This is a genomic window from Gottfriedia sp. OAE603 (genome assembly GCF_040543965.1).
Lineage (GTDB): Bacteria > Bacillota > Bacilli > Bacillales > Bacillaceae_G > Gottfriedia > Gottfriedia solisilvae.
In genome coordinates this window covers 366,026-384,635 of sequence record NZ_JBEUNN010000001.1, presented here as the reverse complement: position 1 = coordinate 384,635, position 18,610 = coordinate 366,026, and the positions used below count along the sequence as shown (strand labels likewise).

Sequence of the window (18,610 nt, the reverse complement as noted above, 5' to 3'; positions counted from 1 at the left end):
TACTAATTCATAATGATTGAATACTATTGTCAAAATGGTAAAAAACTGTCATTCCAAACTAGCTAGTTATGAGTCTCATCACAAGTAAAATATAAAATAGTTCCGACTATATTACCACGTTTTTTTTTACCTTTTTAAAAGATAAAAAAAACAATTTAATTGTAAAAAATCCGTTTTGCACCAAAAAAGTTACTGTTTTGAAATTAATCTTATTAACATTTTTATCAGTCTATGAATAAGTCAATTCAAAATAGCAAAATATAATGAACATAGAAATAAAAACGGACATGTAAGGTGATTTTATGGAGCAAAATAAGTTTAAGCATTACATAAAGTTGATTTTATTACCCATATCAGTATTTTGTTTAATGATGGCTTTCATAGATAAAAATATACAAGTAGCTCTTATTGGTGTAGTTCTCCAGATATTTGGATTATTAACTGATTACGCCATATACGGAAGAGAGTCAAAGGAATAATTGATTTAAACTGATTCACAGTAGTATAAGTACTATTACAATTAACCTAGTACTTAGTTTTTTAGAATTCGTAGCATAAACCTCTAATGTTAGCATTAGAGGTTTTATATTTTCTAAATCTTGGAGTTTTTTATTTAAAGTTATATAGTGCCCTACGCATTATTGAGTGTGTAGAATGATCTCGTTACCTACTTTTTTATCGAGATATCAGCAAGAGCAGATTCATTGAATCCTTTAACAATCAACCATATAGCTAAAATGATTTCATTCGCTGCAACTGGCAGTGCCATAATAGCACCCAAAACAGAAATTTGTTGAATGAAGCCGAACATTACTAACAATGCATAGATAAAAACTACAATTGCCCCTGTAATACCTAGGCATGATATAAATCTAGGTACGAGATTTGATTGATAAAATATATAACTGTACATCAACGTATTTATACCCAACATGAATAATGGACCAAGCATAAATGTCCAATCATGTACCGCTATTAATAGAATGCCTGAAGTTTGATATGCTGCTATTTCTGGTGCACCTGCTGCTACAAATTCCCTGCTTAATGTTAACAATGAAAGGACACTGATTACACCTACTGTAATGATAATCGCCTCAAGAAACCTGAAGCAGACATGCCAAAGAGCGATTGTTTCATTATACTTTCGTAAAATTGGAAACATTGTTGTTGCAGTTCCAACAGCTGAAACGACCAGAAGTAACTCCATTAGTGCTCCCAGTACCACTTGGTTGGCGTGTTCCGAGCCTTTAATCAAGTAATCGGGGTCTTTGAGGATTGGATCATACAGTTTTAGACCAATTATCGCCGTAACGGCTGCAAGTAGAAACAGTACTCCCACTATTTTTGCAGATTTTCTATATGAATTCATTTTCATCTCCACCTTTTATTAAGTTTAAAAACGGTAAAGCATTTCATCACCATTCTTGCTACTTGGTGTTTTCCCCATAGAAAAATACTTCTTCCAACGGTAAGTTAAATGCATCAGCAATGCGAAAAGCAAGTTCTAGAGATGGGGAATAATTTCCCTTTTCGAGTGCCACAATGGTTTGTCTTGTTACGCCAACCTTGTCAGCTAATTGCTGTTGGGTCATTTCATCATGGTTGAAACGTAATTTACGAATGTGATTGCCAACAAGATTTTTTCCCATTTTAAACTCCTCTCCTATAATGGTAGAGTTTCGTAACAGAACCTGTCACATCGGAAAGAAATCCTGAAAAAATTAAAATTATAAACATCACTTGTGAGGGCTGAAAAAGAATCAGCGATCCCATTGCAAGAAGAAAGCCAATGATAAATACAAAAAATGAATTACGGTGTGCTTTCAGTTCTATTAATTGATCTAGTTCATCTGCAAATGATGGTTCCCTTTCTCTAGTTGTAATTCTATAGATAATATTAAAAATAATACTAATAATGATGTGCGCAACGATTGAAACTATAGTCAAGATTAGTACAAAGGAACCCCAGTAGCGAAAGCTTTCGTTTAAATCCAAAGCACCTTTAGGGTACCCAGGGTACATGTACAGGCAATATGATACAAAAATGATGATGGTGCTAATTAACAAGACGATACTTTTCTTTTCTTGATAAGTCATTTATTTACACCCCCTGTAAACGCAATTTTACATCGTGTATAGAATTGTATGCATGATGTAAAGAAAAGTTTACATAAAGTAAAATTTAAATTACATGAAAAGGCAGAATAAAGGCTAAATCACGCTTTATCTCCCCTTTTTCATGAGGATTTTAGCTGTTGGAACAAAATAAAAAAACCTTGAATATTCAAGGTTTTTTTATTTGAGGTTACAATGCACAGGCCTTCTGTTATAGGTACTTAAGCTTATTGCTTAATTTGAGTTTTCCATGTCTATTTTTTACCTTATTTAAATTTCCATATGGTTAAGAGAATAGGTAAATTCTGATAGCATTATTAATTTTTATTAAGATATACATAATAAAACTGTTGACTCTCCCCTAATGGGAGGCTTTACATTATGTTTTGTAAGCTTTTGAAGGGAGTAAAACAACATGAAAAAACAAAACATGATGTTAGCGATTGTACTAACAAATTTATTTATTGTCTTTTTAGGAATTGGCCTTGTCATCCCGGTTACTCCTTCTATTATGAATGAGTTGAATATATCTGGTTCGGTTGTGGGCTATATGGTAGCTGCATTTGCTATCACTCAGCTAATCATCTCGCCGATTTCAGGTCGCTGGGTAGACCTTTTTGGACGAAAAAGAATGATTATTATAGGATTAATTATTTTTAGTTTTTCAGAACTATTATTTGGGATTGGAAAAACTGTTGAGGTTTTATTTATTTCGCGTATGCTTGGTGGTGTAAGTGCAGCATTCATTATGCCAGCAGTAACGGCATTTATTGCAGATATCACAACGGTTGAGACACGTGCAAAAGCACTTGGCTATATGTCGGCAGCTATTTCAACAGGATTTATTATTGGACCTGGGGTTGGTGGGTTTTTAGCAGAGATTAGCTCACGCTTACCGTTCTTCTTTGCTTCAGCCTTTGCTGTATTAGCAGCCATTTTATCCATTTTATTCGTTCAAGAGCCAGAAAGAAATCTTGAAAATATAGAAGTAATGGGGAAAAAAGAAGGACTAAAACGAATTTTTGACCCAATATTTTTTATCTCTTTTATGGTTATCTTCATTTCACAGTTTGGATTAGCAGCATTTGAATCTTTATTCTCATTATTTGCTGATCATAAATTCGGTTTCACACCAAAGGATATTGCCATCATGATCGCAGGCGGAGGTATTTTTGGAGCGATTTTCCAAGTTTTATTATTCGATCGTCTTACAAAATGGATCGGCGAAATTCGTTTGATACGGTATAGTCTGATTCTCTCAACGATTCTTGTGTTTCTAATGACTCTTGTTAACTCATACGTTATGATTTTATTTGTTACGGTTACTGTATTTTTAGGATTTGATTTAATGCGACCGGCATTGACAACTTATTTATCGAAAATAGCAGGGAATGAACAAGGATTTGTTGGTGGCATGAACTCGATGTTTACTAGTATCGGTAATATAATCGGTCCAATTATTGGTGGAATTTTATTCGACATCGATTTAAACTATCCGTATTATTTTGCAACAGTTTTATTAGCGATTGGTATTGGGTTAACCCTTGCATGGAAGGAACCTGCAGATCGAAAAAGCTTAAGCAATCAAAAAGAGTATTCATTATAATGAAAACTAGAAGACGTTTCTTTTACTAAGGAGGTGAAAGCAATGAAGGAAAAGCTTTACACCATTGGAGAAGTCTCAAAACTGGTGAACATTTCAATTAAGGCCCTTCGTTATTACGATAAAATCAACTTATTTAAACCTGCATATGTCGACCCGGACACTAATTATCGGTACTATAAAGACTCACAACTTCACCTTCTAGATTTAATCAAATCATTAAAATATATTGGTACGCCACTAGAAGAAATGAAGGAAGTACAAGGTTTACAAAGAGATGATTTTTTCGCTTTTTTAAGCGAACAAGAACAAATTGTAAGAAAGAAAATTGAATCACTAGTAGAAATCGAAAAAATTATTGCTAATGCAAAAAAGGGATTGCAAAGGCAAATGGAATATCCTTCACTTGGTGAGGCGTTTATTTTATATGAGGATGAATTAAAAATTTTACAAACCAAAGCTTACGGAATTGATCCGAAAAATATCTTAAATGCGTCATATAGTAAATTAAAGAAATTTGCTGCATCAACAGAAGGATTTAGAAATAATGGTTACGGAGTGATTTTTTCCTACCGACCATACAAACATATTGATGAGGTAAGTTATCAATATTTATTTACACCTGTTCTAACGAATAAACAGATATCATTGCTTACTAGTGATACAGATGTTGCCATCATTCCAAAAGGAAAATACGTATGTATCACATTTAAATCTGTTTCAATAGATGATTATTTTTTAAACTTACAAAAACTAATTCACTATGTGGAACACCACCAATTACAAGTTATTAGCGATATATATGAATCATTAATATACAATCATTACTCTCTTAATCAAAAAGAAGAATATTTGATAGAAATGAGGGTGCGAATAAGAGAAGAATGCTTTAGTTGATTACAACTTCTGCCTGTAGTTTTTCAAACTAAAGAGCATATAATCTTATAAAAAAGTACCTTTAAAAAATGAAGACACTCTGAGAGTGTCTTCATTTTTTAAATATAGTAAATACATCACTTTCGATTCTATCGAGATCTATTAAAACCTAGATATCTTGTTCCCTGAAATGCAAGCTCGCCTTTGTCTCCTTCAACGAGCATGCCGTATTCAGTATCCTTTACCATAAATTCTAGCCTGTCTCCGCTTTCCACTTCGAATGTTACAAAATAGCTGCTATATGACGAGCTTTCTCCACCGCCATGTACTGCTGTTCTTTTAGAAACAACTCTCGCGTTTACATTTAATTTTGGTGAATTGTTATTTTGACTCCACTGAGTAACACCTTTTATAATTGCAAATACAAATATGGATATAACGATTACAAATACGATTCCAATAAAAATAGGACCGAACGTAAACATAAAATCCCCGCCTGGTGACATTTTCCCACTCCTATAAACCTTTTTTTCCCTATTCTAACATATGTATTGTTTATGTTGGTTATTTATAAATTTAACGTGAATCTTCATTATATTTTTTAAAAAATAGAACGAACAATTCCTTTAAAATCTAATGAATCATTAGTCTACATCAAATAGCCACCAATCCTTTTTATATCAAGACTTAGTGGCTATTTCTTACGGTATAGGGTACATGACATTATTGTTCTGGATTTAGTAACTGCTTCTTCTCTTCTGAGGTTTCAAATGCGTTTAAAATTGATGAAAGTAGCCCTGGAAAACGGTTTTCCAAATCATCCTTTCTTAAAGAAAGTATACGCTGGGTTCCTTGTACACGAACATATAGTATACCCGCTTCCCTTAAGGTACGAGTATGATGTGAAAAAGTGGATTTTGCAACGGGCACTCCAATATCTCCACAAGATCTTTCACCTGCATTGTTAACATTTGAAACGATTAATAAACGAACAGGATCGCTTAAAGCAGACAGAACGTTAGACAAATGAATATCAGCGCGATCGGGGTGAAATAAAATCTTCACAATATACCTCCTTACAATTTTATTGAGTTTTATGATTGCATCATATCATAACGCATGATATATTTCTATTGTTCGATAAACATCGAAATATAGAACTTAAAGCGAGGGGAAAAATGATATCTGAAACTACAATTAATTCCATAAAGGGTAAAGAAACGCGTGTTATGAACGAAGGAGTGGTTACTCTACTGCTTGGTATATCGATTGTACTTGTTATCATGAATACAATGATGTTCAATTTGGCTCTGCCAGACGTTGCGGCAGCATATCAGTTAACCGCATCAACAACCTCTTGGATCGTGACTAGTTATTCAATTGTATTTGCGATTTCATCCATTACGTATAGTCGACTAGCAGATTTTATTCCAATCCGAAGACTTTTCAAAATTGGAATTTTATCTCTTAGTCTTGCGGCAATTATTGGATTATTCAGTAATAGCTTTATTATGTTGCTAATTATCCGTATTTTTCAAGCATCTGGAGCTGGTTCAATCCCAGCATTGTCACTGATCTTAATTTCCCGTTATGTTCCAATTGAGCGTCGTGGAAAAGCGATGGCTATGATTTTGTCTTCAGTATCGCTCGGTCTAGGTCTAGGACCTGTCATTGGAGGAGCAATCGTAGAATATTTGGGCTGGCATATTTTGTTTGTCGTAACTTCGATAACTATACTGTTAGTTCCTTTTTTTGCGATTTTAATTCCAAAAGAGAATCCGAAAAAAGGGTCTTTCGATGTTTTAGGTGCACTATTTATTGGCGTTGGTAATACGGGACTTCTGCTTTTCTTAACGAATCATTCCTGGATCCTGCTAGGAGCTGGTCTAATTGCGCTTTTTCTATTCATCGTACGTATACGATCAGCAAAAGAACCTTTCGTACTCCCATCACTATTCCAAAATCGAAAATATCTAATTTTAGGGGCAGTTGGTATTGCGGCATATATCTGTAGTTTTTCAACGCTATTTTTAATGCCACAAATCCTTGTTAAACAATATAGCCTTAGCGCGATTCAAGCCGGGCTTGTGATTTTTCCAGGTTCATTTTTAGCGATGCTTGTCTCTCAAAAGGTAGGACGAATCATTGATTCAAAAGGAAACAGTTCGATCATTAGATATATCCCGTTTCTTCTTTTGACATCAGTCATTTTATTTGCTCTTTTTGAAGGAGTATCATTTCTTGCAATCATGTTCATTTACATGTTAATGAGTATTAGCTTTACGGTCTTATCGAGCAGCATATCGAATGAAATGTCAAGATTACTATTACCAGCACAAATTGGTTCTGGACTTGGACTATTTCAGCTTCTTCAATTTTTCAGTGGTGCATTCGGAGTTGCTATATCGGCAAGCGCTCTAAGCTGGCAAAAGAACTTACCATTAGCCCACGCATACAGTAATATCTATTGGGGCCAAACAATCATCGTCATTCTATCAATTGGATGTGCGATGATTTATGTCCGATCAGCTTTTCATAAACCCATGACTTCATAGTCAAGTCAATTTTTTCAATAAGTAGGCTAGGGGCATGAATTAAATAATAATATTTAGTTCTCAGTCCCTAGTGTTACTACTTATTAAAAGTTGATAGCTTATACTTTGTAATATTCACCTAATGAACTGATTTTACATATCCCCTCATAAAAAATTCAGTAAATAGTAAAGTTTAATTGGCGATCAATCCTCTTTAGAAAAAGGACTTGCGAATAGCTCTTGTAGTTAGTTAAAAGCTTAATTAATGTACTCCATCAATGACTTTTTTCGTTTTTGGATTCACATTTAACCAAGCAATTCCTTCATTAAAGTTACCTAAATCACGATAGACATGGACGGTGTATGTTCCATCCTTTTCTTTTTTTGCATCAAAATGCTGATTATCCGTAAACTCGCCATATGTTTTTTTTACATAGTTTTTTGCGATTTGAATTACCATTCGTTCTTCTACTACTTTTTGCTCTTTTGTCAGTTCTGAGCTCTCTTTCGGTTTATATGTAGTATCTACTTTTCCACACCCAGACAAAATAACAACAGCTGAGAGGATGATTAACATTTTTATTTTGAATCGCTTCATTTCCTCACCTCTTGTTAATGAATCCGATAAAAGTTTAGGACCTCTTCAGGTACACTTTTTTGTTTTTCTATTTGAATTATTACTACTCTAGAACATGCACTTATCTTCAAAAAAAATAGCCGCAGGTAGCGACTCATATGAACTATTCTTTGATCGATGCAGTAACAATAAATTGGTACGTTCTAATATCAGTAGCGAAAGGCTCATCTCCCATCAGTAGCAACTTACGCAAAGGAAATAAATGTGAAATCCATTGTTCACAATATTGATTTGTACTGGTAATTGAGTCAATTTCTTCTATATGATATCCTGTGCTATTAAATAGTTCTAAAATTGTGCTGCGAGTGAAAAAGCGAAGATGAGTCTGATCGAGAAGTCCATTTTTCGTATAATTCCAATTACCCGCCTATTAATTCTACTAGTGCTGAAATATGTCCAATGTGAGGTATACATGCTAAGATGGTACCATTTTTCTTTAAATAAGGTTTCAACTTTTCAAGTACAGCCCATGGACTTTTTAGATGCTCTAATACATCTCCAAAAATAATATGATCAAAAAATTGTTCTGGATAAGGAAGGTCAATTTTTTCAATATCACCGATTATTACATCAGTTAATTTTTGCTTAGCCTGAATTGCAGCTTCTGGAAATAACTCAATACCATATACTTTTGCATTATATTGTTGTTGTATGTAGGCTCCCAGTTTTCCTTCTGAACAACCCACTTCTAATATAGTCGTGCTATTTGGGGATATCTTTTGGAATAGCTTAACGTTTAGACCTTTAAAATAGTCTGAGTGTTTATTTTCGTATAAGCCTTCATAAGAGTCTTTATCCATCCTACTCTCCTTCAATAACTCCTTATTTTCTGTCATATATTCCTCAAGAAATGTTGTGCGAGCTTTTTCAAAAGCCTCTACGTCCAAGTATCTACCACTATTGTGAATACACCATAGATCTTCCATTTGAGGTACGCCAACCTCAAAACCATTCCGCTTCATTTCAAACGAATGAGATATATCGTAGAAATGAAAACCTTTAAATAGATCTTCTCTCCAAGGAATATCTGTTTGAGTAATCATCAACAATCCGTCAATTGCATCTACTGACGTATATGACTCATGCTCGTCAGCTTGATTAAAGGATAAAAGTCGGTATGTTTCTGGTATATCGATAACCTTCCCATATAAATTATCGCCTTCCCACCATTTTCCGTGATCCGGAAGTTGTTTACAACCTACTACACCGACCATTCCAAGTTTAGGATGGTTTGAAAATAAATTAATAATATCAAATAAAATAGTTCGATTAATAAGATAGGTGTCTTGATGGAGATATATTTTATATCTAAATGGATGTTGTAAAGCCCTATTGTATCCCTCTGCCATACTTTTGGCATCATCAATGCATAAAAAATCGATTTCGTAATCTGCTGGAACTTGTAATAAGTCAATATGGGCCCTGCAATATTGATATTCTTCCGGATTGTTAACACAGGTTACAAATAAAAAACCTTTATCATTCATTAGTTCCACCTGCTTCTACCGCTTTCTTGGCAATTTCTAATTGCTGTAAAAACTACTCTAGATCAGCTATATAAGATACGTATCTCTATCTAAATTGTATACATTCCCACAAGCAGAATAGAACAAAAAAACTAGAGCTGCATTTACTCTAGTTTATGAATTAAATTTTATTGCTTTATAAATCAGTGTGGCAGAACTAAAATTTCTTTTCACATTCTCTGAAAATTCACCCTATAAACACAAAAAAAGCTTGGGGACTAATCAAGCTCTGTTTGTGTGTAAAAGTATTAAAGGGAATGGGGAATTTTCAACAAAATAGTCCAGTTAGGTTTCATTACATCATTAATCAATACTAGGGTGTTTTTGTATTGATTATTACTACACTTTAAATGATAATGATTTTCAATCTCATTGTCAATAGTTTTTAGTCTTTTCCTACTAACATTTTTTAAAGTAATTAGTTTATCATTCTACAAATCCAACTGCCTTCACTTCATTAGTAAAAACGAAAATAATTCAAAGTATTGACTAGAGTTTCAACCTCATTATTTTATTGCAACAATTAATAAATATGTAAATATCTACTCTACCAAATACTGATAGAATTTTTTATCAACCTGTAAAACTGGAAAATTCTCAGGTAGCTCTGTGATTTCAATTTTTGTAAATCCGTTCTTTTCATAAAATCTATGAGCAGCTAGAAATTGTGGGGTCGTTCCTAGATATATTGCTTTAATTTCATTATCCTGTGCCCACTTGATTGCATTATTTAATAAGAGACTTGCAGTATTATATTTTGCACCTCGGTAATCTTGATCGACAAACATCTTTCTCAACGCAACTTGTTGATTACCAATGTCTAAAAAACTGATTGTGCCGACTACTTTATCGCCAATAAGAGCCACCCAAAAATTACCTTTACCTTTTTGATAAAAATCCCCTATAGAAAACAAATCCGGCTGGTCACTTTTTGTAATCGGAATATTGTACTCTTTTTGTTGTATATTGAGAATTAAATCTACGACTTGGTCCTGATATTCACTAGCATATTCTTTTACAATAGGACTATTATTCATCAATTTACTCCTCCAATAATTATTTTTACTATTTAATTTGTAGCCTTTCTTTCTTACTTTTATCACTTTAATTCACCCTAGTGAACAAAATACCCTCTTTTTTGTTCATGTAACATTAGATAAGCACAGTAATCATTTAATAAGTAACTTATTCAAATATCAATGTAAATTAACATAATAAAAAGACAAGGCCGATTGGCCTTGCCTTTTATTTGACTATTACATTTCCTACCATTCCTTCATTGTAATGGTATCGACAAGTCAGTTCATATGTACCCGACATTTTCGGTTGCACGGTAATTGTTTTGGTTTGACCAGGTTGTACTTCGGTATCAATGTTGAGCTTTGCCACTGTGAATGTATGCTCTTTGCTACCCACATTTTTTAATAGCAACGTTGTCATTTTTCCATTCGGAATAGTGATGACTTTTGGATTAAAGTAATCATCGTTCAACTGGACCTCAATCGTATTCGCAATAAGAGGCTGTTTTGCAAGGCTAGATGCAGCGAAAACATTAAGTGATCCTGTAGTTGTCACCGCCATAATCATCGCTAATAAAACCACCACTCCATTTAACCACTTTCTCACAGACATACAATCCCTCCTTTCCTATGTTATTGTTTTCCAATTTATAAAATATTATCATTATATTTTTGTAGATGACTTGTTTCAGGAGCTAATTCAATTGAACACTTTATGGAAAAAACTAAGTTAAAATTCTACTTCTACTTACTATTGAATACTAATTTTAAAGATAGTTTATTTTTACTAGATGAGGTGGTATTCTTTGGCTCGGGAAGTCCTCTCGATGGAACAAATGATTTATTTCATTCAAAATGGATTAACGAAGACGAATTCACCCAAGCGAATCATTATAATTGGTGGAGGAATCTCTGGATTAGTAAGTGCATCACTTTAGAAAGTAATTAGAGAGTTACATTATGCTGATTCTACAAAAATCGCTATACAATTTAGAACAAAATTTTGGGAAAAGTTAGGCTTGTTTGGCGGAAAATTAACAACAGACTTACCTATTAAATTTTCATATTTTCCAAGTCATGATTTTGGATATGAAACTGGCGTAATCATAGCAAGCTATACTTGGGAAGACGATGCCGCTATTTGGGAAAATATGAAAAATAATACTCGTATTGATAAAGCGTTAGCTAATCTTTCAGTTATTTTTGGTGATGTAGTTTATAAAGAATTTTTAGTAGGATATTCTCAAAGCTGGACACATTTCTCATTTTCAGGTGGCGCATTTATTATGTATAAACCAAATCAGCAAAGAGAACTCGGTCCATATATTATGACACCTGAGGATAGAATTCACTTTGGAGGTTCTCATACATCGTATACTCCTGGATGGATTCAAGGGGCAATTGAATCAGGTGTACGTACTGCTAATGAAGTTAATAATGTATGAGATCATATAAAAATATATTCAATTCATATCGGTAAAATATTTTAAATTGAAGTCGAAAGAAAAATAGAAACAACAGTTTATGTGTCTCTTTACAAATCGGTTTCGTATGTTATACTCTTCTTGGTTAATTACTAGATTAGTGATCAAAGGAGTAACCACATGATGATTCAAGATGTGTACCTTTCTATAAAACAGGGAGAAACAGCTACGAAAAAAGATAGAATACCTATTTCCTATAAGGAAACTTTGATAGGACGCACTTGGGGTAATGTCATCCCCGATATTCCTTTTACAAATCAATATATTTCTAGAAAGCATGCCTTAATTCAGTTTGATAATGAAAATTACACTATAGTTGATCTTATGAGTAAACATGGTACTCAGCTCAATCATACTTTCATAGAAAAAAACAAACCCGTTTTCCTTCGTGATGGGGATATTATTAGTCTTGCAAGTGGTGCTGCAGTACTCACCTTTCATAACCCTTCTGAAAAGAACTTCGGAGACACACTTGATATGCCATTATTTATAGATAAGCATTTAAACGAATTGAATGGCCTAACTGTGAATGTTGTTAGAAGAGAAGTATTAATTGATGGTGTTAAAATTCACCTTACAAGTAAAGACACAGAATTATTTCTATTGTTATACGAAAAAGCCAATAGTGCAGTTAGTTATAACGAAATTAAAGTAGATGTATGGCCAGAACGTCTTACAAATGAATCGGACCAGCCAGATGTAGGTCGTGAAGAAATTAATACTCTTGTATATAGATTACGGAAGAAGTTAGGTAAATACGGACAATGTATCATTTCTGTCCCTCGATTTGGGTATATGTTAGATCTAGAACGCATGTAATCTGCTTTTAATAATTACAACAAGAGAATTGTACCGACTTTAATTTATAATAATTAGGTGAATAAATTATATAAAATAGCAAAAGAGTGTAGATATATTTTCATATTCTACACTCTTTTTATGTTATTTTTATGTTCTAGACTGAACTTACGAAAGCGTCGCTTTTAACTTTTTCTCTATAATTATTAATTCAATATATATCCCAATTAGAGTACTTAATACGCCTCCTAAAAGAATCATTGCACTTGCATATTCTGGTAAGTTTGAAAGTAGATAAACTAGTAATGTTCCAACGATTATTAATAAAAAAATCAATTAAAATACCCCCTTATCATTTTAGATTTTAATCATTCATCTGCTTTAATTACATGAGCCTTTTTTGATGTTCATTCGAGTAACCATAGATTGACTAACCAGTACCCATAGGTTAAATCCCTTATCATATGTAGAATATAAGTGAAAATGTTTCACTCATATCATGGTATACCTACACGGTTTTTCACTCAATAGCACATCGATAACAAAACGCTAACAATTATTATTGAATTTCATAAATCGATTATGATCGGAAATACTATCTTTGGAGGTGAAGACGCTATGAGTAAAAAATCAAGTGGAAGAGGACAAAAAGCTCCAAGTGTAAACCCACAAGGTTATGGAAAAGACGTTGAATTTTCAACTGAGCCTAAAAGTGAGCTACAGAATTTAGCAAAAAAATCAAACACAAAATGAATCAGTAATTAGAACTAGATTCTGATTCACCTTAAACGTCAAAAATAACCATCATTGGGAATGAAGCGTATTCCCAATGATGGTTTATATTTATTTTCATATTATATTTAAACCCTCTTTTAAAGAAGCGTACCGATTATATACTTAAAGTTATGATTTTATAACATTTTGAATGAACCTTCTTCACTTTTGAGCTAGAAAAATACATTCACTATTGTCATCACAAAAATAAAGACAAATTAAAAAGGATTAAGCCCTGTGCAATAAAGGGTTCAATCCTCGAAAGTAGCTTAGATTTATTTTATATCTAACATTGTGAGTGTAGTTCAATTAAACCTTTACTAAAACTTCAGTACCATCATTAGCTTTGACATCCACTAGCACAAGCCCTTTATGTTTTCGTAATTCTTTAACCACTAATTTGAGAAGTTTTTTGTCTATTTGTGGAATGGTCAAAGTAAACTTTTTATCATCCGTGTATCCGTCTTGATGATTTAACCATTTATTCATTTGATTATGAAGAATTTTAGAAGAAAGAATAGAAATACCTAAATGTAAAATGGCATATGGAACTGGGATCGTGAAACGAACTTCTTTAGTTTTCACTTTTAGCTTTAGCATAAGCAATCCCTATTCAATGATGACAGAAACGATATCGCCATTTCCAGTCTGAATATCAACAAGTTGACCATCCAATTCGTTTTCAATTGCTTCAACTATAAGATTAATGTCAATATCCTTTACATATTTTTCTGATTCAGGAATACTTGCTAAGATGCTATTTCCCGCAACTAATAGGGCCTTAACAAGTTTTATTGGAACATTGATTTTAACGTTATCATTTTCAGCAGATACAACACGAATTTTCAATATTTTTTCTGCATAATTAGATGATTTATCAGTTTGATTGCTTCCTGCTTCTTTTTCTTTTAGCACATCAATTAGTTCCGATGCTTTTTCTGCATCAATTTTTCCGTCTTTCACCATCGTTAATACTTTTGCGATTTCTTCTTTCATCATAAATTCCTCCTATTCCTCTTTTAACAACCTAATTGCTTCTTCTGTAGAAATTTCTCCATTTTCTAGCATTGCAACAACTTTTTTCTCATCTACTTCACTTTTCTTCTTTGTCTCGTAGCCAAGTGATGTGATAATGTCAGTGAGTTTACCTCTAACAGTTGGATAAGAAATCCCAAGCTCTTTTTCTACCTCTTTGATGTTTCCCCTACATACCAGGAATACTTCAACAAAATGAAGTTGTTCCTTCGACAGAGAGGAAAAAGGTGATAGCTCAAACTCATTTTCAATTGTTGTGTGGCAGTGAGTGCAATTTAGTTTTGTAATTTTTAAAGTCTTGCTGCAAACAGGGCAATTTGTAATTACTGGATAAGCCATAATCAAATCCTTTCTTTCATTTGATTAGATTATATGATGATAAATTAAAAAAGTAAACACTTAATTTTTAAAATATTTAATATTAACCTTAATATTATTAATTAACGAATTAATTATTTTAATTTTTATGGGTAAAGCAATAAAAAATTGATTGATGTCCTAAATTATATATTAGATTTGGGTCCAAGTTCTTCAATTAACTAAAATCTACCGCTTAACGTAATTAAAAAAATCGACTATAAAGTCGATCATGTCGTATAAACGTTAGTTGGCAAGTCAAGGATATATTTCAATGAATGGAGTAGTTTAGTTTACTTACGAGTTAATCATTTTTTATCTTGATTAAAAGTACCTTTTGCTGATCCCGTAAAGGGGTTAATTTCATAGCTTAAATCTCTTCCAGCATCTTTTTCTTCTTGATGAATTCTTTTTCCTAAAGCTGCATAGTACCAAATCAAAGCACCAAATCCTATGACACCACCTATAGTCGAAATCAAAAAAACCATTTAAATTCCCTCCATTGTTTCCATTCTAAAACTTGATTATAGTTATTCTCCTCATAATATTCAGTTTATTCACGTTGGAATCCTTTTTAAACACGTAGGATCTATACATAAATCAGTATTAAATGAGTACGTGAGGCCTTGTAGGTAAAAAGTCATGAAATTAAGCGTTAAAAAATAAATTTTTTCTTAATAGAAGCAAAAATTACTTCAATATTCTGAAAAAATACCGATAAAAACCTTGGAAATATATAGTAGTAATGTATCAGTTTACCTAGGAGGATTTCTATGAAATGGACAATTGGTCGTAAGTTTACTATGTCATTTATTCTAATATTAGTAATCATATTAATACTTAGTGCATTTTCTATTACTAGTACTAATAGACTAAATAACAATACGAATGAAGTAAGTAAAGTAGTATTACCAAAAGTTGAAACGATTGGAGAAATTAATTATATTGCAGAGCATGTTCTTTCAACAACACAAAAACATATGCTTACAGATGATTCAACTTACAAGCAAAAGTATGAAAATGAATTGGCTGGAGAGTATCTGCAAATAAATTATGCTTTTGAAAAGTATAGTAAACTATTAACTACTAAAAAAGAGAAACAAATTTATGAAAATCTGTATACTGAATGGAGAGATTACGTTAAAAAGAATGCTGAAGTAATCGTTTTAAGTAATCAAATGGATACAAAAAATGCTGTACTGGCAACTTTTAGTTCGGCTGCACTTTTTGACAAAATGCATAAGGATCTTGATGCATTAAGTAAATTACATAATAAAGAAGCCGAGTCAATCTCAAAAAGTGGTGAAAAGGAATTTAAAAATGTTACTTTATTAACATTTATTAGTATTGGATTAGGTATTGTTTTAACAATCCTCATTGCGTATGTTTTAATAAAAAATATTCGTACACCTTTAATAAGATTATCCGCTCAAGTAAAAGAAGTAGCGGAAGGGAATTTAGTATTAGATCCCCTTTTCATTAAAAATAAAGACGAAATTGGCGAATTAACAGACAGCTTTAACAGGATGACAACGAATTTAAAAGAATTAATTGAAAACGTTATTTATAATTCTCAATTAGTTGCTTCGACTTCTGAAGAATTATCAGCAAGTGCAGAAGAAACAAGCCGTTCCTCTGAACAAATTACATCATCTATTATTAGTATTGCTGAAGGTGCTAATAAACAAGAAAAAAGTAGTTTAGAGGCATTTACAGTTGTAAAAGAGATCTCAAATGGTATGGAACAAGCAGCTGCATCTATCCATACTGTTGCCGAGAATTCACTTTCAACAACAGAAAAAGCTTTATATGGTAATAAAGTAATTGAAAAAACAGTTAAGCAAATGAATATGATTCATGAGACAGTTAATAATACATCGGATATTGTAAATTCACTTGGTGAAAAGTCAGATGAAATTGGTAAAATTGTTACGATTATCACTGATATTTCGGAGCAAACAAACTTATTAGCATTAAATGCAGCAATTGAAGCAGCAAGAGCTGGTGAGCAAGGAAAAGGATTTGCTGTGGTCGCAGATGAAGTGAAAAAGCTAGCAACCCAATCAAGATCAGCCGCTAATCAAATTTCTGGACTAATTGATTTCATCCAGAAGGAAGTTCAAAATGTAATCATCTCAATGGATGAAGGCTCAAAAGAAATTCAAAATGGCATCGAATTAGTTTCAGAATCTGGAGAGAACTTCAACCATATCGTTAAAATGATCGAAGAGGTTTCTGCTCAAACGAAAGAAGTATCCGCGATATTCGAACAAATTAATGCTAACTCACATAGTATCATTTCAATCGTTCGAACAACTTCAGAAATTTCTTCTGAAGCATCTGGACAAGCAGAAGGAGTTGCAACAGCAGCAGAGCAACAAAATGCATCAATGGAAGAAATGTCAGCATCTGCAGATATACTTAGTAAAATGGCAGTTGAGTTACAAGACACTGTAAAACGTTTCAACGTATAAAATGAGTAAAAGTCATCCAATGTTGGATGACTTTTTTATTCAAGAGCACGTAGGAACTCACACTATTTCAAACTATTTTCATATAACTTACGAATCATTCTTATTTGACCTCGATGATTAATTTCATCTTCAAATACATGAAACCATTTAAAGTAATTTGTCGCTAAATTCCTTCCAAACTTTGACCTCTCATATAACCACTCATCTGATAGTGTATTAAATTTTTCAAATGTATCTTCTCGAATCGTATCTAAAAGATTAATATAATAATCTGCATCATTACCTTTAATTTTTTCTCTTGCCTGTTCATCTAAATCTAAACCAGGTAACCATATCACTTCTTCCTCTTTGTTTAAATCTCTATTTTCGAAAGTATTAAGTTGATACCAATATTCAACTCCTGCCATATGGGTAAGCAGCATTCCTATTGTATTACCAGTTGGAGAATGCAGATAATCTAGCTCCTCTACAGTAATATCTTTGATAGCTTCCAGCGTTGTATATCTTACGTATATCATCATTGACTTTAATGTATTAAAATCGCCTTTAACTCCTTCTTGTTCCCCAACTAATAAAATATTGTTCGTATCAATCATCGTTGTAACCCCTCTCATTTTAGTCCAACCTATTTATTTCTAGTTAAGTAAGTAAATTCCCTACATAAAATGAAACTTTCTAAAGCAATTTTCATCATTATGATTGATGCACAGTTACATCAATTAAAAAATCGACTATGCAGTCGACCATGTTGTTCAATTTTATGTTACTGAAAATTTCTCTTTAAATCCTTTTCAATAAAGAAAATTGGAATAAATAAAAATATTATACTTAATCCTAAATTAACCAACGTCACTACATCCAATGAAAATTCATCTCTTCACCTAAAATAGTCTTCTATATTCTACTTTAAAAGTAATAAAATAAGATCGCTGAAGAATGTAGAGTTCATTTCTCCTATATATTTTTTTATTCCATCTCGTAAGATGAAACTAGAGAATTAAACTAGGAGTGTTCATCTTGAAAGAATTATTTAAGAAAGTATCTGCATCAATTGGTTTTACAATACTCGTAACAAGTCCGTTTATCTTTCCAATGTTGTTTTTTTTATTTGGGATGTCTACTGACGCCGACGGTACTGAGGCTGGTAATGATTTATCAGGATCTTTTTACTTTACAATCTATTTGATTTTTTATTGCAATCTTGCTGATTACATCTATTGTTACTAAACTGATTATCAATAAAAGTACAGTCTTTAAGCTTTTTAGCTGTACTGCACTATTATTTTTATCCTTTATTTTAGAGAAATTCCCCTATACTGGTATGTATAGCTTCTTATTAATTCCATTTGGGGTTATCTTATTAATCACTATAGCAATC

Annotated in this window: 23 protein-coding genes; 8 read left to right on the top strand and 15 right to left on the bottom strand. The window is 32.5% G+C overall.

The features are described from left to right. Positions 1-667: 667 nt before the first annotated feature. Genes ABID96_RS01765 through ABID96_RS01755 form a run of 3 tightly spaced genes read right to left on the bottom strand, consistent with a single transcriptional unit; the run spans position 668 to position 2,097 of the window. Complete coding sequence (locus ABID96_RS01765; protein ID WP_192603416.1) at positions 668-1,369, bottom strand: DUF4386 domain-containing protein; 702 nt, start codon at positions 1,367-1,369, stop codon at positions 668-670. Between the two features lie 58 nt (positions 1,370-1,427). Further along, the gene (locus tag ABID96_RS01760) at positions 1,428-1,649 is read right to left on the bottom strand and encodes a helix-turn-helix transcriptional regulator (protein WP_192603417.1); all 222 of its coding nucleotides are present in this window, start codon (positions 1,647-1,649) and stop codon (positions 1,428-1,430) included. Position 1,650: 1 nt separating this feature from the next. Next, on the bottom strand, positions 1,651-2,097 hold the full coding sequence (locus tag ABID96_RS01755; protein WP_192603418.1) for a hypothetical protein: 447 nt from the start codon (positions 2,095-2,097) through the stop codon (positions 1,651-1,653). A 433-nt stretch (positions 2,098-2,530) separates the two neighbouring features. Between ABID96_RS01755 and norA the strand changes: the two genes are divergently transcribed. Further along, positions 2,531-3,721, top strand: a complete 1,191-nt coding sequence (gene norA, locus ABID96_RS01750; protein ID WP_192603419.1) for a multidrug efflux MFS transporter NorA — start codon at positions 2,531-2,533, stop codon at positions 3,719-3,721. A gap of 42 nt (positions 3,722-3,763) precedes the next feature. Continuing rightward, positions 3,764-4,615: a MerR family transcriptional regulator gene (locus ABID96_RS01745; protein ID WP_192603420.1), complete on the top strand. Its 852-nt coding sequence runs from the start codon at positions 3,764-3,766 to the stop codon at positions 4,613-4,615. 128 nt (positions 4,616-4,743) lie between these two features. Here ABID96_RS01745 and ABID96_RS01740 read toward each other — a convergent pair whose 3' ends face one another. Together ABID96_RS01740 and ABID96_RS01735 are read right to left on the bottom strand one after the other, a co-directional pair. Next, the gene (locus ABID96_RS01740) at positions 4,744-5,100 is read right to left on the bottom strand and encodes a DUF2500 domain-containing protein (RefSeq protein WP_192603421.1); all 357 of its coding nucleotides are present in this window, start codon (positions 5,098-5,100) and stop codon (positions 4,744-4,746) included. Positions 5,101-5,317: 217 nt separating this feature from the next. After that, a complete protein-coding gene (locus ABID96_RS01735; RefSeq protein WP_192603422.1) occupies positions 5,318-5,659 on the bottom strand; it encodes an ArsR/SmtB family transcription factor in 342 nt (113 codons plus the stop codon). 113 nt (positions 5,660-5,772) lie between these two features. On the opposite strand from ABID96_RS01735, the gene ABID96_RS01730 reads away from it, so the two are divergent. Continuing rightward, the gene (locus ABID96_RS01730; RefSeq protein ID WP_192603423.1) at positions 5,773-7,149 is read left to right on the top strand and encodes an MFS transporter; all 1,377 of its coding nucleotides are present in this window, start codon (positions 5,773-5,775) and stop codon (positions 7,147-7,149) included. A 241-nt stretch (positions 7,150-7,390) separates the two neighbouring features. Here ABID96_RS01730 and ABID96_RS01725 read toward each other — a convergent pair whose 3' ends face one another. The 4 genes from ABID96_RS01725 to ABID96_RS01710 form a co-directional block, all read right to left on the bottom strand. Continuing rightward, positions 7,391-7,726, bottom strand: coding sequence for a hypothetical protein (locus ABID96_RS01725; RefSeq protein WP_192603424.1), 336 nt, complete (start codon positions 7,724-7,726; stop codon positions 7,391-7,393). A 398-nt stretch (positions 7,727-8,124) separates the two neighbouring features. Continuing rightward, positions 8,125-9,252: a glycosyltransferase gene (locus ABID96_RS01720; protein ID WP_377896563.1), complete on the bottom strand. Its 1,128-nt coding sequence runs from the start codon at positions 9,250-9,252 to the stop codon at positions 8,125-8,127. 581 nt (positions 9,253-9,833) lie between these two features. Further along, on the bottom strand, positions 9,834-10,328 hold the full coding sequence (locus ABID96_RS01715) for a GNAT family N-acetyltransferase (protein WP_192603426.1): 495 nt from the start codon (positions 10,326-10,328) through the stop codon (positions 9,834-9,836). Positions 10,329-10,536: 208 nt separating this feature from the next. Continuing rightward, positions 10,537-10,923, bottom strand: a complete 387-nt coding sequence (locus tag ABID96_RS01710) for a cupredoxin domain-containing protein (RefSeq protein WP_192603427.1) — start codon at positions 10,921-10,923, stop codon at positions 10,537-10,539. A gap of 331 nt (positions 10,924-11,254) precedes the next feature. Between ABID96_RS01710 and ABID96_RS01705 the strand changes: the two genes are divergently transcribed. Together ABID96_RS01705 and ABID96_RS01700 are read left to right on the top strand one after the other, a co-directional pair. Next, positions 11,255-11,755 carry a flavin monoamine oxidase family protein gene (locus ABID96_RS01705; protein ID WP_192603690.1) on the top strand — a complete coding sequence of 167 codons (501 nt, stop codon included), beginning with the start codon at positions 11,255-11,257 and terminating at the stop codon, positions 11,753-11,755. A gap of 159 nt (positions 11,756-11,914) precedes the next feature. Beyond that, complete coding sequence (locus tag ABID96_RS01700; RefSeq protein WP_192603428.1) at positions 11,915-12,613, top strand: FHA domain-containing protein; 699 nt, start codon at positions 11,915-11,917, stop codon at positions 12,611-12,613. A gap of 147 nt (positions 12,614-12,760) precedes the next feature. On the opposite strand, the gene ABID96_RS01695 is transcribed toward ABID96_RS01700, so the two are convergent. Beyond that, complete coding sequence (locus ABID96_RS01695; protein ID WP_192603429.1) at positions 12,761-12,928, bottom strand: hypothetical protein; 168 nt, start codon at positions 12,926-12,928, stop codon at positions 12,761-12,763. Between the two features lie 282 nt (positions 12,929-13,210). Here ABID96_RS01695 and sspL point away from each other — a divergent pair, with 282 nt between their 5' ends. Further along, positions 13,211-13,345: a small, acid-soluble spore protein L gene (gene sspL, locus ABID96_RS01690; protein WP_088071561.1), complete on the top strand. Its 135-nt coding sequence runs from the start codon at positions 13,211-13,213 to the stop codon at positions 13,343-13,345. A gap of 330 nt (positions 13,346-13,675) precedes the next feature. Here the strand turns inward: sspL and ABID96_RS01685 are convergent, their stop codons facing one another. The 4 genes from ABID96_RS01685 to ABID96_RS01670 all read right to left on the bottom strand — a co-directional run bounded on the left by ABID96_RS01685 (position 13,676) and on the right by ABID96_RS01670 (position 15,246). Continuing rightward, the gene (locus ABID96_RS01685) at positions 13,676-13,966 is read right to left on the bottom strand and encodes a hypothetical protein (RefSeq protein ID WP_192603430.1); all 291 of its coding nucleotides are present in this window, start codon (positions 13,964-13,966) and stop codon (positions 13,676-13,678) included. A 9-nt stretch (positions 13,967-13,975) separates the two neighbouring features. Continuing rightward, complete coding sequence (locus ABID96_RS01680) at positions 13,976-14,362, bottom strand: SHOCT-like domain-containing protein (protein WP_192603431.1); 387 nt, start codon at positions 14,360-14,362, stop codon at positions 13,976-13,978. Positions 14,363-14,374: 12 nt separating this feature from the next. After that, positions 14,375-14,740 (bottom strand): DUF2089 domain-containing protein, encoded by a 366-nt coding sequence (locus ABID96_RS01675; RefSeq protein WP_192603432.1) that lies wholly within the window; start codon positions 14,738-14,740, stop codon positions 14,375-14,377. 326 nt (positions 14,741-15,066) lie between these two features. Further along, complete coding sequence (locus ABID96_RS01670; RefSeq protein WP_192603433.1) at positions 15,067-15,246, bottom strand: hypothetical protein; 180 nt, start codon at positions 15,244-15,246, stop codon at positions 15,067-15,069. Positions 15,247-15,531: 285 nt separating this feature from the next. Between ABID96_RS01670 and ABID96_RS01665 the strand changes: the two genes are divergently transcribed. Beyond that, on the top strand, positions 15,532-17,232 hold the full coding sequence (locus tag ABID96_RS01665; RefSeq protein ID WP_192603434.1) for a methyl-accepting chemotaxis protein: 1,701 nt from the start codon (positions 15,532-15,534) through the stop codon (positions 17,230-17,232). A 62-nt stretch (positions 17,233-17,294) separates the two neighbouring features. Here ABID96_RS01665 and ABID96_RS01660 read toward each other — a convergent pair whose 3' ends face one another. Continuing rightward, positions 17,295-17,828 (bottom strand): DinB family protein, encoded by a 534-nt coding sequence (locus tag ABID96_RS01660; protein ID WP_377896561.1) that lies wholly within the window; start codon positions 17,826-17,828, stop codon positions 17,295-17,297. 421 nt (positions 17,829-18,249) lie between these two features. Between ABID96_RS01660 and ABID96_RS01655 the strand changes: the two genes are divergently transcribed. After that, a complete protein-coding gene (locus ABID96_RS01655; RefSeq protein ID WP_192603435.1) occupies positions 18,250-18,459 on the top strand; it encodes a hypothetical protein in 210 nt (69 codons plus the stop codon). Positions 18,460-18,610: the final 151 nt, after the last annotated feature.